The 15,467-nt window shown below is 63.7% G+C and carries 13 protein-coding genes; 8 read left to right on the top strand and 5 right to left on the bottom strand.

Features of this window, described 5'->3' with window-relative positions; all coding sequences use genetic code 11:
- Positions 1-42 precede the first annotated feature (42 nt).
- The 6 genes from DMY87_RS19030 to DMY87_RS19055 all read left to right on the top strand — a co-directional run bounded on the left by DMY87_RS19030 (position 43) and on the right by DMY87_RS19055 (position 5,891).
- Entirely contained in the window at positions 43-828 is a 786-nt protein-coding gene (locus DMY87_RS19030; protein WP_110793214.1) for a competence/damage-inducible protein A, read from the top strand.
- 110 nt (positions 829-938) lie between these two features.
- Complete coding sequence (locus DMY87_RS19035) at positions 939-1,781, top strand: universal stress protein (RefSeq protein WP_110793215.1); 843 nt, start codon at positions 939-941, stop codon at positions 1,779-1,781.
- A gap of 145 nt (positions 1,782-1,926) precedes the next feature.
- Positions 1,927-2,964 carry an alpha/beta hydrolase gene (locus DMY87_RS19040; protein WP_110793216.1) on the top strand — a complete coding sequence of 346 codons (1,038 nt, stop codon included), beginning with the start codon at positions 1,927-1,929 and terminating at the stop codon, positions 2,962-2,964.
- A 148-nt stretch (positions 2,965-3,112) separates the two neighbouring features.
- Positions 3,113-3,610 carry a xanthine phosphoribosyltransferase gene (gene gpt / locus DMY87_RS19045; RefSeq protein WP_110793217.1) on the top strand — a complete coding sequence of 166 codons (498 nt, stop codon included), beginning with the start codon at positions 3,113-3,115 and terminating at the stop codon, positions 3,608-3,610.
- A gap of 179 nt (positions 3,611-3,789) precedes the next feature.
- Positions 3,790-4,227, top strand: coding sequence for a DUF2231 domain-containing protein (locus DMY87_RS19050; RefSeq protein WP_110793218.1), 438 nt, complete (start codon positions 3,790-3,792; stop codon positions 4,225-4,227).
- The gene (locus DMY87_RS19055; protein ID WP_110793219.1) at positions 4,224-5,891 is read left to right on the top strand and encodes a PQQ-dependent sugar dehydrogenase; all 1,668 of its coding nucleotides are present in this window, start codon (positions 4,224-4,226) and stop codon (positions 5,889-5,891) included. Before DMY87_RS19050 ends, DMY87_RS19055 begins: the two co-directional genes overlap by 4 nt.
- A 73-nt stretch (positions 5,892-5,964) precedes the next feature.
- Here DMY87_RS19055 and DMY87_RS19060 read toward each other — a convergent pair whose 3' ends face one another.
- The 3 genes from DMY87_RS19060 to DMY87_RS24260 form a co-directional block, all read right to left on the bottom strand.
- Positions 5,965-6,498 carry an SRPBCC family protein gene (locus DMY87_RS19060; RefSeq protein ID WP_110793220.1) on the bottom strand — a complete coding sequence of 178 codons (534 nt, stop codon included), beginning with the start codon at positions 6,496-6,498 and terminating at the stop codon, positions 5,965-5,967.
- A complete protein-coding gene (locus DMY87_RS19065) occupies positions 6,495-6,866 on the bottom strand; it encodes an ArsR/SmtB family transcription factor (protein WP_110793292.1) in 372 nt (123 codons plus the stop codon). Before DMY87_RS19065 ends, DMY87_RS19060 begins: the two co-directional genes overlap by 4 nt.
- An 84-nt stretch (positions 6,867-6,950) precedes the next feature.
- Positions 6,951-7,115 (bottom strand): hypothetical protein, encoded by a 165-nt coding sequence (locus DMY87_RS24260; protein ID WP_165826339.1) that lies wholly within the window; start codon positions 7,113-7,115, stop codon positions 6,951-6,953.
- Between the two features lie 142 nt (positions 7,116-7,257).
- Here DMY87_RS24260 and DMY87_RS19070 point away from each other — a divergent pair, with 142 nt between their 5' ends.
- Positions 7,258-8,085 (top strand): DUF1206 domain-containing protein, encoded by an 828-nt coding sequence (locus DMY87_RS19070; protein WP_110793221.1) that lies wholly within the window; start codon positions 7,258-7,260, stop codon positions 8,083-8,085.
- 36 nt (positions 8,086-8,121) lie between these two features.
- Here DMY87_RS19070 and DMY87_RS19075 read toward each other — a convergent pair whose 3' ends face one another.
- Both DMY87_RS19075 and DMY87_RS19080 read right to left on the bottom strand, forming a co-directional pair.
- Positions 8,122-8,751 carry an NAD(P)H-binding protein gene (locus tag DMY87_RS19075; protein WP_110793222.1) on the bottom strand — a complete coding sequence of 210 codons (630 nt, stop codon included), beginning with the start codon at positions 8,749-8,751 and terminating at the stop codon, positions 8,122-8,124.
- A gap of 158 nt (positions 8,752-8,909) precedes the next feature.
- Positions 8,910-10,814 carry a methyl-accepting chemotaxis protein gene (locus tag DMY87_RS19080; RefSeq protein WP_110793223.1) on the bottom strand — a complete coding sequence of 635 codons (1,905 nt, stop codon included), beginning with the start codon at positions 10,812-10,814 and terminating at the stop codon, positions 8,910-8,912.
- A gap of 844 nt (positions 10,815-11,658) precedes the next feature.
- Here DMY87_RS19080 and DMY87_RS19085 point away from each other — a divergent pair.
- The gene (locus tag DMY87_RS19085) at positions 11,659-15,438 is read left to right on the top strand and encodes a vitamin B12-dependent ribonucleotide reductase (RefSeq protein WP_110793224.1); all 3,780 of its coding nucleotides are present in this window, start codon (positions 11,659-11,661) and stop codon (positions 15,436-15,438) included.
- The last annotated feature ends 29 nt before the right edge of the window (positions 15,439-15,467 follow it).

The raw sequence follows: 15,467 nt of genomic DNA on the forward strand, positions 1-15,467 counted from the left end.
ACCTCCCGCCGCACCTGCCTGCCCATTCCATAGGACCCGTTCATGACTTCCACGATCAAGACCGCCGCGATGCTCGCCATCGGCGACGAACTCCTGTCCGGCCGCACCAAGGACAAGAATATCGGCCACCTCGCCGATCTCCTGACCGTCGCCGGCATCGATCTCAAAGAGGTCCGCATCGTCGCGGACGAGGAGGAGGCAATCGTCGAGGCCTTGAATGCCCTTCGCGCCCGCTACACCTATGTCTTCACCTCGGGCGGCATCGGTCCGACCCATGACGACATCACGGCGGATGCCGTCTCGAAAGCCTTCGGCGTGCCCTGCCTGCACGATCCCGACGCCATGAAACTGCTCGGCGACATGTATGCGGGCCGCGGGCTGGAATTCACCGAAGCCCGCCAGCGCATGGCGCGCATGCCCGAAGGCAGCCGCCACATCCCGAACCCGGTCTCGACTGCGCCCGGCTTCATCATCGGCAATGTGCATGTCATGGCGGGCGTTCCGCAGGTGTTCCAGGCCATGCTCGCCCATGTCGTCGCCTCGCTTCCCGCCGGGCAGCGCGTCCTCTCCCGCTCGATCGCCTGCCCCTTCGGCGAAGGCGATATCGGGACTGCGCTCGGCATCATCCAGAAGGCGCATCCGCAGACATCGATCGGCTCCTATCCGCATTTCGACGGCATCCGATTCTCCACCGAACTGATCGTGCGCGCCCGCGACCAGGGGCTGGTCGATGCCGCCGCGGCCGATGTGGAGGCGATGATCGAGGCGATCCGCCTGGAGAAGGATGCAGCGCTGACCCGCGATCTCGGCACCGGCGAGGTCGCCTGACACCCTGCCTCACCCGCTCCCGCCTTGACCGAGGTCAAGGCGGAACCGCGCATGGGACCCCATAGTTAACCCATGCGGACGCGATTTAAGGGCCGCGAAAGGAGACGATCATGGGTTACCGGACACTTCTTGCCATATTGGACACCCCGAAAACCACGCGCCAGGTCACCGATTTCGCGGTGGCCCTCGCCAATCAGTTTCAAGGTCACGTGATCGGCGCCCATGCCGAGGCCGTCGCCATGGTGCCGCTGGTCGCACCGATGGAAATTCCAGACCCCGTCACGGTGCAGGCGCTTCAGGACATGGCACACCGCGAGACAGAGGCCGTCGAAACGCTGTTCCGCGACATCTCCCGCCGCGAAGGTCTCTCGCATGAATGGCGCAGCTTCGTCACGTCCTCGGGCTTCAACTCGGCGGCCCTGATCGACAGCGCGCGCAGCGCCGATCTCGTCATCGCCGCCCAGGGCGAAACCGGTCTGCTGTCGGAGAGCCGATCGGAGCTGGAGAGCTTCCTCTTTGAAAGCGGCCGGCCCGTCCTGCTCATCCCGCATATCCTGAGCAGCCCGAAACCGATCCGCCGGGTGCTGATCGCCTGGAACGGCTCGCGTGAGGCTGCCCGCGCCACCTTCGACGCCCTGCCCTTCCTGAAGGCGGCCGATGAAGTCGAGATCTTCACCGTCGATGCGGTCGACACCGCCGCGCAATCGGCCGATATGGCCGGCGTCGAGATTGCCGCCACGCTCGCCCGCCACGGCATCAAGGTCTCCGTCACCAGCCAGCAGAAGAGCGGGCTCGACCCGGCCATGGCCATCGAGAACCGCCTGTCGGACAGCTCCATTGATCTCCTCGTCATGGGCGCCTATGGCAACAAACGGTGGTGGGAAATGCTGTTCGGTGGCGTGACCCGCACGCTGCTCGACTCGATGACGGCACTGACGCTTCTGTCGCGTTGAGCCGTAGTCTCTCGACCAACCGCAATACGGCACGTCGGTCACTGCGCCGCCGGCGTGCCTTCTTCCTATGACGTGATAGGACCTTGGCCGGCGACTTTCGTCTTCAGCCTTCTGTCCGCTCTTTACACTGGCCGCCGCGTTTTCCATGTTCCGCCTGACTTCCCGCCGCACTCTTCTCATAACCGCGCTCTTCCTTCTGGTCGCCCTTGCGGCTTTTTCGCTGCGCGGGCTGCTCGACCACTATCTCGACCGTCGCACGTCCGAGGCTTTCGATTTTTCGAATGGTACGACACACCTCTCCGGCACCTTGTGGCTTCCCGATCAGCCCCCGCAGTCCGCCGTGGTGCTGGTGCATGGCGACGGCCCGCAGGACCGAACCTCCGACAACGGCTATGCGCCGTTGATCAACAGCCTGCTGGATGCCAATATCGCAGTCGCCTCCTGGGACAAGCCGGGCCTTGGCGGGTCGTCCGGCGACTGGCTGGCGCAATCCATGCAGGATCGCGCCGACGAGACGGCTGCCGCACTTGCAGCCTTGCGGCAGCGGCTCCCGGGTCTCGCGACCGGCGCTGTCGGCTTTTCCCAGGCCGGATGGGTGCTGCCAAAGCTGCGGGCGCCGCAAGCCGATTTCCTCGTTCTGGCCGGGCCTGCGGTTTCCTGGCTGGACCAGGGCCGCTATTTCGGGATCACCCGAAATCTGCGGGAGGGTATGGACCGCAGCGCGGCCGAACGGGCGGCGGACGCGCAGGCGGTGCAAGACGCTGCCGATTTCGGCCCTGAGGCAGGCGAGGAAACCATCAGGCGCACGGGTCTCCCCCCTGCCCGCTACGCCTTCATCCAGCGCAATCTCCAGGCCGATGCAAGGCAGGACTTGCGCGCACTCGATATTCCGCTCCTGGCGATCTGGGGCGAAGATGACCTGAATGTGGATGCGAAGGGCGATTCCCAGATCTATCGAACTGTGCTTGCCGGTCGGGCCGGAAGCAGTGTCGTGCTGGTCGCGAACGCAACGCATGGATTGCTGAAGGCCGATGCCTACAATGCGCAGCTTACATCCGAGTGGCCGGCGACCCGCATCGTCCGCTTTCTGGTCGAAGGACGCCGGGCCTATGCTCCCGAAGCGCTCTCCACGATCACGGCCTTCATCCTGGCGCAGAACCGCTCCGGGGCAGGCAATCCGTGATCCAAGCCGGCAACGTCCTTCAGAAAACGCCGTAAAGAAGCGATTTCCGGCTGTGAATCGAGGTGATTTCAGGTCTCTGGCGATTTTCATGCCAGAAGAACTGGATTATGGAGTGGCTTTCCCTGACGCCGCACCGGAGCCCTCCCGAATGTCTCTTCCCGATAAAGCCTTTCCCGTCTCCTGGGACCAGTTCCACCGCGACGCCCGGGCGCTCGCCTGGCGCCTTGCCGGCATGAACCAGGAATTCCGCGCGATCGTCTGCATCACCCGTGGCGGCCTCGTGCCGGCGGCGATCATCTCGCGTGAGCTGAATATCCGCCTGATCGAAACGGTCTGCATCGCCTCCTATCACGACTACGTCAACCAGGGCGACATGAACGTCTTGAAAGGCGTGACGGCCGATCTCTTGACCAATGGCGGCGAAGGCGTGCTGGTCGTCGACGATCTGACCGACACCGGCAAGACAGCGCTCGAAGTGCGCGAAATGATGCCGAAGGCCCATTTCGCCTGCGTCTATGCCAAGCCGAAGGGCGTGCCGACCATCGACACCTTCGTGACCGAAGTCTCCCAGGACACCTGGATCTACTTCCCCTGGGACATGGGCTTCACCTATCAGGAACCGATCGCCAAGGGCTCCAAAGGTTAATTTCGACACGTTCAAACATCCGGATCGGCCGCCTTCGGGCGGCCTTTTCTTTTGGGGATGCGCGCGTGAAACAGCTGATCTGCGCATTCACGCCGCCATCACAGGTTTTGTGAGGGAACAAACTACCCCCTCCATCCGTATGACAGCCATGTCCCACCTCCAGACAGGCTGAGATCCCCATGGCTCTACAATCTCCCCCCGCCGCGTCGAACGCCTATCCGTTTTCGGCGCTGTTCGTCCCCTTTCCCTTCGTCTGCTTCACACTCGTCCTCCTCACGGACATTCTCTACTGGCGGACCTCGAACCTGATGTGGAGCAACTTTTCCGACTGGCTGCTGTTCTTCGGCCTGATCGTCGGCGCGATCTCGCTGATCGCCGGCCTCATCGATCTCATCCGCCCCGCCACGCGGGCGCTGCGTCCCCCGCTTTCCGCCGTCGTCGTCTATATCGGCGTGCTTCTGCTCGGCATCCTCAACAGCTTCATTCATGCCGGCGACGGCTGGACCGCGATCGTGCCCGCCGGGCTGATCGCCTCGGCCGTCACGCTGCTTGCGATGATCGCCAGCGTCTACCTCACCGCCGGAACCCGTACCGCCAATGCCTGGAGGATCCCATGACATCAACGTCCCCGCGATTGCGCCGCCCGCTCCGTCGAACCGCGCTTGCCTCCAGCGCCCTGATTGTGCTGGCCCTTGCCGGCTGCAGCGACAGCGACGACAGCTTCGACATCTCCAGCCAGATCGGCCCGGATCCGGTGCTGCCGGAACCGAGCCAGAGCCTCGTCCCCGACCTCAAGGTGGCGCCGGTCGTCGGCTGGGGTGAAGACGAGACGCCCGCCGTGGCGGACGGCTTCACCGTCACCGCCTATGCCCGCGATCTTTCCAATCCGCGCACGGTCCACACCCTGCCGAATGGCGATGTGCTCGTCGTGCAGAGCAAGGCGCCTCCGGGCAAACCCGTGGAGCGGCCGAAGGACGTGATCCGCGACTTCATCATGGGCATCGCATCGGGCGGTGGTGGTGGCGAGGCCAAGCCGACCAACCTGATCACGCTTTTGCGCGACACCGACCGCAACGGCACCGTCGACGAGCGCCACGACCTGCTCAAGGACCTGAACTCCCCCTTCGGCCTCGCCTTTGCCGACGACACGCTTTATGTCGCCGCCGCCGACGCCGTGCTCGCTTACGACTACACGCTCGGCCAGACCGAGATCACCACGCCGCCGCGCGTCGTGACGCCCCTTCCCGGCGGCCCGATCAACCACCACTGGACGAAGGACCTGGCGCTCAGCCCCGACGGTCGCTTTCTCTATGCCTCCGTCGGCTCCAATTCCAATGCCGGCGAACGCGGGCTGGAGGCGGAAAAAGGCCGTGCCGCCATCTGGCAGATCGACCGCGAAAGCGGTGCCTCGCGCATCTATGCGTCGGGCCTGCGCAATCCCAATGGCCTCACCTTCAACCCGGAAAGCGGCGCGCTCTGGACCGTGGTCAACGAGCGTGACGAGCTCGGCCCCAATCTGGTGCCCGACTACATGACCTCTGTGAAGGACCGCGCCTTCTACGGCTGGCCCTGGAGCTATTATGGCCAGCATGTCGATGCGCGCCTGCATCCGCCGCGCCCTGACATGGTCGAACAGGCGATCAAGCCGGATTATGCGCTGTCCAGCCATGTGGCGGCGCTGGGCCTTGCCTTCTCCTATGGCATGGGCCTGCCGGAGCCTTATGCCAACGGCGCTTTTGTCGGCAATCGCGGCAGCTGGAACCGCGACCATTTCAACGGCTACAAGGTGCTCTTCGTGCCGTTCGAAAACGGCAAACCCTCCGGTGATCCGCAGGATATCGTCACGGGCTTCCTGAATGCCGACGAAGAGGCTCGCGGCCGCCCGGTCGGTCTCGGTTTCGACGGCACCGGCGCGCTTCTCGTCGCAGACGATGCTGGCAACACCGTCTGGCGCGTCGCCGCCACCGGCGCCACGCCGCTTGCCGAACCTTTGGGCACAGACCAGATGCCGCCGAATGCACCGGCCGCCACGGCTGCACCCGCTGAAGCGGACGGCACCGAGACCGGCGGCACAGGCTCGTCGCCGGCCACGACGCCCGGCGTCGCCCCGGCTGACGATCCGGCCGTCGCACCGACCCCGGCGACACCGGCGGATCCTGGCAATGGCAAACTCGCCCCGCCGTCCACGACGCCGCCGCAGACCGATGTGCCGGCAACGGACCCAGAGGGTGCGGTGCAGGATGCCCCGGCACCGGCTCCGGCGACACCCGCCCAGCCCTGAGCAGTCATCCGCTGAAAAGCGGAAGAGCCTCCCCGTCACCGGGGAGGCGCTCATCATTTGGGGTCATCTTTGATCAGGCCGGCAGCCGCTTGTCGTAGTCGCCCTTGAGCCTCAGCCAGCCATCCCAGAAAGGCTCTGTCCGACCACCTCTGACCTTGGCCTGGAGAATGTCGAGATGCATATGCCACCCCGCCCCGACCATCAGCAGATTGGCGCGGTCGGAAATCCGGCGATGCGTCACCGTCAGCAGCACCTCGTCGCCTTCGGGCCGCAGGTCGAAGCAGACCTCGCCGCTCTCGCCCCAGGTGAAGACCAGCCGCTTGTCCTTTTGCAGTTCCAGCACCCGGCTCTTCATCCGCATTTCCTCGCCGAAGCCTTCGGGACGCATGCCCGGCGGATCGGTCAGTTCGTCATTGCGCCAGACCAGTTCGAAGGCGGACCCGGCCTTCTCTTCCATCGCGCCCGAGGCCAGCCATTGCCGCCGCAGGTCGCTGTCGGTCAGGTAGCTCCAGATCCGCGAGGCGGGGCCGGGCAGCAAGCGTTCGATCACCAAAGTCTGCGGCTCGGCAAGCCGCCCGTAAGCATTCACGTCCAGTCGTTGCGTCATCGTCTCTCTCCATCCGTGTCATCATGAGGGGAAGATGCGGCGTCCTGCGCGCGCAGGATCCGCTCGAGGACATCCAGCCGGCCGGTCCAGAAGTGCTCGTAGGCACTCAGCCACTGGTGGGCACCGGCAAGCGGCCCCGGCTCCAGCCGGCAGAGATGGGTGCGACCTTTCACTTCACGCCGAATCAGGCCCGCCGTCTCCAGCACCTTGATGTGCTTGGAGGCCGCCGCCAGCGACATGGCAAAGGGCTCCGCCAGTTCGCCGACGCTGCGCTCGCCATCGGAGAGGGCGGCGAGCATCCGACGGCGGGTGTCATCGCCCAGCGCGTGAAAGATCGTATCGAGGGGGTGCGCAGATAATTCAACCATACGGTTGAACATGAGCGCAACAAATCCAATTGTCAACCATCTGGTTGAGGATTCATTTCCGGGGCAAAGGGTGACGGGGGAGCGTCAGATAACCAGCAGGCTGCTGATGATCAACAAAAGGGCGATCCCCCCGAGAACGAGCGACCAGGCCGAGAGCACAAAGCCGGGTTTGGCGCCGCTGTCGGACTGGGCAGCGTAATCGGTGTCGCGGGGCCGCTGGGTCTCGCCATTTTCCGGTTCCGTCGCCATCCGATACTCCCGTGCTGCTTGCCTCCTAGGGTAACCCGTCGCCGCGGCTTCGGTTCCGGAACAAGCCGGGCAGGAACACGGATGATGCGGGGAACCCCGCCCCCTCTCCTCCGTTTCCTCTCCACACCAGGAGAGGCTTTTCATGAACACCCGATCGAAATTTCATCTGATGGCGCGGGCCGGCTATGGCGCACGCGGCATCGTCTTTCTGCTCGTTGCGGGCCTTGCCCTGTTTTCAAGCCTGGGCGGCGGCAAGGCCGATACGCGCGGCGCGTTGGACGCCATCCTGCAGCAGCCGTTCGGACGGATCTGGATCGGCCTGATCGGGCTCGGGCTGGCCGGCTTCGTCATCTGGCGCCTCGCCCAGTCGCTCGCCAATGCGGACGGCCAGGATGACGACATGAAAGGTTATGCCATCCGCGCCGCCCTCTTCGGCAGTGCGGTCACCTATGCCGGCCTTGCCGTCACCAGCTTCACCATGGCCCTGCAGCTGTCCGGCGGCAGCGGCTCCGGCGGTGAACAGGGCCTTGCCGCCTGGGTCATGGCCCAGCCCTTCGGCCGCTATCTCGCCGGCCTGATCGGTCTCGGCTTCATCATCGGCGGCGTGGTCACCGCCATGAAGGGCATCAAGCGCAGCTTCGGTCGCTATCTGGAACTCGACGCCGACAAGAACACGCCGGCGGTGCTGATCTCGATTTACGGCCTCGTCGCGCGGGGTGCGGTCTTCGGCATCATCGGGGTCTTCTTCCTCTACGCCGCCTTCACCGTCGATCCGGAACAGGCCGGCGGCATGGCGGACGCGCTTGCCTGGGTCCACGCGCTCCCCTTCGGCGGCGTCATCTATGCGGTGGTCGCGCTCGGCCTGGCCGCCTTCGGCCTCTACAATTTCGTCGAGGCGCGTTTCCGGCGCATCAAGACGCCTGAAGTCGGCGATGTGACGCGACAATTGCCGCTCGGCCGCTTCAGCTGACACCGGACAAACCCGACCGAAGCCGTCGCAGCCCCTTTACAAAAGGTCCTGCGACGGAATGATGGTCACGCCCGCCGGCGCCGACATCGCCGCCTCCAGCATGGTACGGGCAATGGTCTCCGGCCGGTTCGCCTGAAGCGTACCCGGTAAAAGCGGCTTCAGAACCTTGAGTATCTTGCCCGCCCATTGCTCCATCGGCCGCGGCTCCGGACGCGGCCCATCGATCAGACCCGGCCGGACCAGCACGGTGCGCTCGAACCCAAGTGCCAGAATGTCCCGCTCCGTCTCGCCCTTGACCCGGCTGTAGAAGAACAGCGATTTCACATCCGCCCCCTTTGCCGAGTTGAGCACGAAGGTGCGTGCACCATGGGCCTTTGCCAGCCTTGCGCTCTCGACGGGATAGTCGTGGTCGACACGGTGAAAGCGCTCGCGCGATCCGGCGGTCTTCAGCGTCGTGCCGAGAGCGCAGATGACTGCATCCACCGCCCAGATCGCCGGGTCCTGCGGCAGTTGTTCGAAATCCACCGTGGGCGCGGAAAGGCCCGCCCGCGACACCAGCGGGCGACGCGTCGGGGCAGTCACGGCTGTCACGCGCGGGTCGGCGAGCGCCAGCGACAGAACATGGCCGCCGACGAGGCCGGTCGCGCCCAATATCAACAGATGCATGCACCCTCCTTCAACAATGACTGGCGGATTGGCCGGCTCCGGGCAACCCCGCGCCATGCCAAGAGACTGTCTGAGCACCTTGCCCGTTCCGCCCCGCAAACGCAAAAGGCGCCGCATTGCTGCAGCGCCTTTCTTATTTATGGAATTATCGAATTGTCTCACGCCGCCGTGCGGTAGCTGCCGGAGCCCGTCTGGCCGCCGAGCTGGAAGCGGGCAAGCTGGGCCTGAAGCTGGCGGGCCTCGCCGGCGAGGACCTGGCTGGATGCGGTCGTCTCTTCCACCATGGCGGCGTTCTGCTGGGTCATCTGGTCCATGTGGTTGACCGAGGTGTTGATCTCGCCAAGCGCTGCCGACTGTTCCTCGGCCGCACGGGCAATCGTCACCACATGGTCGTTGACGCGGTTGACGAGCGCCTCGATCTCGCGCAGCGCTTCGCCGGTCGACAGCACCAGCGAGACGCCTCCCTTCACCTCTTCGGCCGAGGTGTTGATCAGGGTCTTGATCTCCTTGGCGGCATTCGCCGAACGCTGCGCCAGTTCGCGGACTTCCTGGGCAACAACCGCGAAACCACGGCCGGCTTCACCGGCGCGGGCTGCTTCGACGCCGGCATTCAGCGCCAGAAGGTTGGTCTGGAAGGCGATCTCGTCGATGACGGAGATGATCTGGCTGATCTTGCTCGACGACTGCTCGATGCGGCCCATGGCGTCGATGGCGTTGCGGACGATGTCGCCCGACTTGCCGGCACTGTCCTTGGTCTCGCGGACCATCTGCGAGGCTTCGTTGGCGCGCTGGGTCGAAGTCTTGACCGTCGTGGTGATCTCTTCAAGCGCTGCCGCCGTCTCTTCGAGCGAGGCGGCCTGCTGTTCGGTGCGGCGCGCCAGCTGGTTGGCAGCCGAGGACAGTTCGCCGGAATTGCCGGTGATCGTGCCGGCCGCCGTCAGAATGTTCTGCATCGTCTGGCGCAGCACCGCCATGGTCTGGTTCACATTGCCCTGCAGTTCGGCAAACGCGCCCTGGAACTGGCCCTGCATTTCGTGGGTCAGGTCGGCATCGGCGAGCGCTGCAATGACGCGACGCACTTCGGTGATGCCGCGGTCGACATTGGCCACCAGTTCGTTGACCGAGCCGGCAAAACGCTGCAGGTCGGCATCGTCATAGGTCTTCGAAATCCGCTGCGAGAAATCGCCGGCGGCAGCAGAGGCCACGATGACGCTGATCGAGGACTGCAGGTCCTTGCTCTGGGCGGTGAGTGCCGCTTCCTGCGCTTCCATGGCGCGCATATGCTCTTCATTGACGCGGAAGACTTCGAGAGCACGGGCCATTTCGCCGATCTCGTCCTTGCGCTCGGTGCCGCGGATGCTGTCGGGACGACGGCCGGCGGCCATGTCCGACATCACGGCGGTCAGGCTGCGGATGGGATTGACGATGCCACGACGGGCGAGCACGAAGCTGACGGCGACACCGGCGATAATGCAGACGGCGGCGGTGACGATCTGCACCAGCATGGTGAAGCTGGAGGCGGCAAGCGCATTGTCACGCGATGCGGTGAGCGTGGTCGCCGACAGCGTCGAATATTCCTTAACCGCCGAGGTCACGACCTTCTGGGCATCGAGCGCCTTGGCAAGCTCGGCCTTCATCACCGCCGGGTCCTTGCCGGCATCCGAACCGGCAACCGCGACCATGGCGCGGATCTGGGTGAAATAGGCGTCTAGCGTGCCCTTGATCTTGTCGAGCAGCTGGTTTTCCGTGGCGTTGGCGGTGGACGCAATCTTCGGCAGGCGCGCCAGCATCTCGCTCGAGCGCTTGTCGGTCTCGGCGGCAAAGTCGGCCGCCTTTTCCGGCGACAGCGCCAGCTGATAGGTCATGCGCGAGATGGCGATGATATCCACGCGCAGGTCCATGGCTTCACGGGCCACTTCCTCGCGGGCGCCCGTGTCTTTGAGCGCCGCACCGAGCGACGACAGGCCCTGGGCGCCAACGGTGGCGATGGCCGCCGCCGCCACGCCCATCAGGACGACGACGAGGCTCACCTTCTTCAAAATGGACAGATTGGCAATCGACATCAACGCGCTCCATACAAACCCGCCATCCTGGCAGGTGACCATCTCGGCCGGGCATGGAGGTCATTCCACACAAATCGAGCGCTAAATTAGGAGCCACATATTTCCAATTCGTTGCAATTGCGGCCTGAAATTCGATGGTGTGCTGCACTGCACTGTGACCTTTCCAGAACCCCCATCACAACGCGTTCAACCAACCGGCGACATCGCGTCATCCCCAGCTTTTCCACCGCGCAAATCCGGCCAATTCGCCTGTGGACAGCGGCGCTGGACACTATGGGTAGTGTGATGGGTAGTGTGCCACCGCCGGACAGAAAAATATTCGTGACGGAAGCTTGACAGGCCGGAGCCCCTGCCCCGCCTGCGATCACTGCAGCAGAAAGGCAAGACATTCCCGTGACTTCGGCCTTTTGCCCGTTATCCACAACAGGGCACCACAAGATATAGCGTTAACATTTCCTTCACAGACCACCCCTTGACGGAATCAGTCGGGTCGATGTTAATGGATCCTGTTGCGGCGGCGACTGGACCGGGCATGAACGAGGCCGGGTTTCATCAAAATTTGTAGCGGCTTTCTTGCACCTGGAACGGCGTTCTGACGACGTCGCCCATGATAGGAATTCTGTGCGATTTTTGACCGCCACACAGGGGGTCTATGTCTGGCGGCAATAATCTGTTAATACTATATTTAGCGTTTGCAGCCACCATCACCACAAGATACAGGGTGCCCAGTCTTCGGATGAATCACCTGACAGACGAACAAATCACTGGCTGTGCGGTTTGACGCGCGCAACCGGACGCCATATTTCGCGCCTTATCGGCGCCCAAGATCGAGGGACACAGGCAGATGCGCATTGAACGTCGCTTCACCAAACCGGGGCAGTCCGCTTATGCGGAGATCGAGTTCCGCAAGGCCATCAGCGAGATCAAGAACCCCGACGGCTCAATCGTATTTCGTCTTGCCGACATTGACGTCCCGGCCCAGTTCAGCCAGGTGGCAGCCGACATTCTCGCCCAGAAATATTTCCGCAAGGCCGGCGTGCCGAAGGTGCTGAAGAAGGTCGAAGAGAACGACGTTCCTTCCTTCCTCTGGCGCTCGGTTGCCGACGAGAAGGCCCTCGCCTCGCTGCCTGAAAACGAACGCTACGGCTCGGAAACCGATGCCCGCCAGGTCTTCGATCGCCTGGCCGGCACCTGGACCTATTGGGGCTGGAAGGGCAAGTATTTCACCTCGGAAGAAGACGCGGCCGCCTTCAAGGACGAGCTCGCCTATATGCTCGCCACCCAGCGCGTCGCACCGAATTCGCCGCAGTGGTTCAACACCGGCCTGCACTGGGCCTATGGCATCGACGGCCCCGGCCAGGGCCATTTCTATGTCGACCCCTTCACCGGCAAGCTCGTCAAGTCGAAGTCGGCCTATGAACACCCGCAGCCGCATGCCTGCTTCATCCAGTCCGTCGAAGACGACCTGGTCAATGAAGGCGGCATCATGGACCTCTGGGTTCGCGAAGCGCGTCTCTTCAAGTACGGCTCCGGCACCGGCTCCAACTTCTCCTACCTGCGCGGCGAAGGCGAAAAGCTTTCCGGCGGTGGCCGTTCCTCCGGCCTCATGTCCTTCCTGAAGATCGGCGACCGGGCTGCCGGCGCGATCAAGTCCGGCGGCACCACCCGCCGTGCGGCCAAGATGGTCGTTGTTGACATCGACCATCCTGACATCGAAGCCTATATCGATTGGAAGGTGAAGGAAGAGCAGAAGGTTGCCGCCCTCGTCACCGGCTCCAAGATCGTCGCCAAGCACCTGAAGGCGATCATGAAGGCCTGCGTCAATTGCGAGGCCGACAACGGCGCCTGCTTCGACCCGAACGAGAACCCGGCCCTCAAGCGCGAAATCCGCGCCGCGAAGAAGGACCAGGTTCCGGAAAACTACATCAAGCGCGTCATCCAGTTCGCCCAGCAGGGCTACAAGGATCTCGAGTTCAAGACCTATGACACCGACTGGGATTCGGAAGCCTATCTCACCGTCTCCGGCCAGAACTCGAACAACTCCGTCTCGCTGAAGGACGATTTTTTGCGCGCTGTCGAAAATGACGGCGACTGGAACCTGACCGCCCGCAAGGACGGCAAGGTGATGAAGACGCTGAAGGCCCGCGACCTCTGGGACAAGATCTCCTATGCCGCCTGGGCATCGGCCGATCCGGGCCTGCATTTCAACACGACGATGAACGACTGGCACACCTCGCCGGCCGCCGGTCCGATCCGCGCCTCGAACCCGTGCTCGGAATACATGTTCCTCGACGACACGGCCTGTAACCTCGCTTCGCTCAACCTGCTCCGCTTCAAGGATCAGACGACCAAGAACATCGACATCGGCGATTACGAACATGCCGTCCGCCTGTGGACCGTCGTGCTCGAAGTCTCCGTGATGATGGCGCAGTTCCCGTCGCGACAGATCGCCGAACGCTCCTATGAATACCGCACGCTCGGCCTCGGCTATGCCAATATCGGCGGCCTGCTGATGTCCTCCGGCATTCCGTATGATAGCGCCGAAGGCCGCGCCATTGCCGGTGCGCTCACCGCCATCATGACCGGCGTCTCCTATGCGACATCGGCAGAAATGGCCTCGGAACTCGGCCCCTTCCCGGGCTTTGCGCCGAACCGCGACAACATGCTGCGCGTCATCCGCAACCACCGCCGCGCCGCCCACGGTCTGTCGGATGGCTATGAAGGCCTCTCCGTCAATCCGGTGCCGCTCGTCCATGGCGAATGCACGGATCCGGCTCTCGTTGCCCATGCAACCGCGGCCTGGGACAAGGCGCTCGAACTCGGCGAAAAGCATGGCTACCGCAATGCCCAGGTCTCGGTCATCGCTCCAACAGGCACGATCGGTCTCGTCATGGACTGCGACACGACCGGCATCGAGCCCGACTTCGCGCTGGTCAAGTTCAAGAAGCTCGCCGGTGGCGGCTACTTCAAGATCATCAACGCTGCCGTTCCGGAGGCGCTCCGCACCCTCGGCTACTCGGAAAGCCAGATCGCCGAAATCGACGCCTATGCCGTCGGCCATGGCAACCTGAACCAGGCGCCGGGCATCAACCCCTCGACGCTTCGTGCCAAGGGCTTCACCGACGAGAAGATCGAAGCCGTCAACGGCGCGCTGAAGGCTGCCTTCGACATCAAGTTCGTCTTCAACCAGTGGACGCTCGGCGCCGACTTCCTGAAAGAGACCCTCAAGGTCTCCGACGAGCAGCTCGCCGACATGAGCTTCAACCTGCTCGACCACATGGGCTTCTCGAAGAAGGACATCGAAGCCGCCAACATCCATGTCTGCGGTGCGATGACGCTCGAAGGCGCGCCCTTCCTCAAGGCCGAACATCTGCCGGTCTTCGATTGCGCCAACCCCTGCGGCAAGATCGGCAAGCGGTATCTCTCGGTCGAGAGCCATATCCGCATGATGGCGGCTGCCCAGCCCTTCATCTCGGGCGCGATCTCCAAGACGATCAACATGCCGAACGAGGCAACCGTCGAAGATTGCGGCGCCGCCTACATGCTGTCCTGGAAGCTGGCACTGAAGGCCAACGCGCTTTATCGCGACGGCTCGAAGCTCTCCCAGCCGCTCAATGCCTCGCTGATCGAAGACGAGGACAATGACGACGCCCTCGACGACCTGATGCAGCAGCCCGCTGCCGCCCAGGCCGTCACCATCACGGAACGCATCGTCGAGCGCATCGTCGAGCGGGTCGTGCGCGAACAGGAAAAGCTGCCCACCCGCCGCAAGGGGTATACCCAGAAGGCCAAGATCGGCGGCCACACCATCTTCCTGCGCACCGGCGAATATGACGACGGGCGTCTGGGCGAAATCTTCCTCGACATGAACAAGGAAGGCTCGGCCCTTCGCGCCTTCATCAACAACTTCGCCATCTCCGTCTCGCTCGGCCTGCAATATGGCGTGCCGCTCGAGGAATATGTCGACGCCTTCACCTTCACCAAGTTCGAGCCGGCCGGCATGGTCACCGGCAACGACGCGATCAAGAATGCAACGTCGATCCTCGACTACGTCTTCCGCGAGCTTGCGATCTCCTATCTCGGTCGCAGCGACCTCGCCCATGTCGACACGTCAGACTTCTCCGCGACGGCCCTTGGCCGTGGCGTCAAGGAAGGCAAGGCAGACGTCGTCTCCAAGGGCCTGACCCGCGGTTACAAGCCGACGCTGGTCTCCAGCCACATGCCGGCCGCCGCCGGCAGCGACCCGAAGGGGGCGGCCACCGCCATACCCGCCAAGGCCTCCACCGTCACCGCCTTCGCGTCTTCGGGCAGCGCTGCCCGCAAACTGGAAGTCACGACCGCCGTCGCAACTTCGGAAGTCGTGTCCTTCAAGCGCGACTACGAGGAACGGGCCGTGGAACTCGCCGAGGAGATCGCCGAGGAAAGCCTCTTCTCCGATACGGCTGCCGACGAGGCAGCGAAGGCCAAGGCGGATGCCAAGCAGCTCGAGGCGACCCGCCGCATGCGCTCGATCGCGCAGGGCTATACGGGCAACATGTGCTCGGAATGCCAGAACTTTACGATGGTTCGGAACGGGACTTGCGAGAAGTGCGACACGTGCGGCGCGACGAGCGGGTGCAGCTGAGGACCACAGGGATAGGTGGAGATTTCGAT

This window comes from Peteryoungia wuzhouensis (assembly GCF_003205195.1).
Taxonomy (GTDB): Bacteria; Pseudomonadota; Alphaproteobacteria; order Rhizobiales; family Rhizobiaceae; genus Allorhizobium; species Allorhizobium wuzhouense.

Coding starts and splice junctions, on each gene's coding strand:
- DMY87_RS19030 (WP_110793214.1), top strand. CDS start 43: ATGACTTCCACGATCAAGACCGCCGCGATGCTCGCCATCGGCGACGAA.
- DMY87_RS19035 (WP_110793215.1), top strand. CDS start 939: ATGGGTTACCGGACACTTCTTGCCATATTGGACACCCCGAAAACCACG.
- DMY87_RS19040 (WP_110793216.1), top strand. CDS start 1,927: ATGTTCCGCCTGACTTCCCGCCGCACTCTTCTCATAACCGCGCTCTTC.
- gpt (WP_110793217.1), top strand. CDS start 3,113: ATGTCTCTTCCCGATAAAGCCTTTCCCGTCTCCTGGGACCAGTTCCAC.
- DMY87_RS19050 (WP_110793218.1), top strand. CDS start 3,790: ATGGCTCTACAATCTCCCCCCGCCGCGTCGAACGCCTATCCGTTTTCG.
- DMY87_RS19055 (WP_110793219.1), top strand. CDS start 4,224: ATGACATCAACGTCCCCGCGATTGCGCCGCCCGCTCCGTCGAACCGCG.
- DMY87_RS19060 (WP_110793220.1), bottom strand. CDS start 6,498: ATGACGCAACGACTGGACGTGAATGCTTACGGGCGGCTTGCCGAGCCG.
- DMY87_RS19065 (WP_110793292.1), bottom strand. CDS start 6,866: ATGGTTGAATTATCTGCGCACCCCCTCGATACGATCTTTCACGCGCTG.
- DMY87_RS24260 (WP_165826339.1), bottom strand. CDS start 7,115: ATGGCGACGGAACCGGAAAATGGCGAGACCCAGCGGCCCCGCGACACC.
- DMY87_RS19070 (WP_110793221.1), top strand. CDS start 7,258: ATGAACACCCGATCGAAATTTCATCTGATGGCGCGGGCCGGCTATGGC.
- DMY87_RS19075 (WP_110793222.1), bottom strand. CDS start 8,751: ATGCATCTGTTGATATTGGGCGCGACCGGCCTCGTCGGCGGCCATGTT.
- DMY87_RS19080 (WP_110793223.1), bottom strand. CDS start 10,814: ATGTCGATTGCCAATCTGTCCATTTTGAAGAAGGTGAGCCTCGTCGTC.
- DMY87_RS19085 (WP_110793224.1), top strand. CDS start 11,659: ATGCGCATTGAACGTCGCTTCACCAAACCGGGGCAGTCCGCTTATGCG.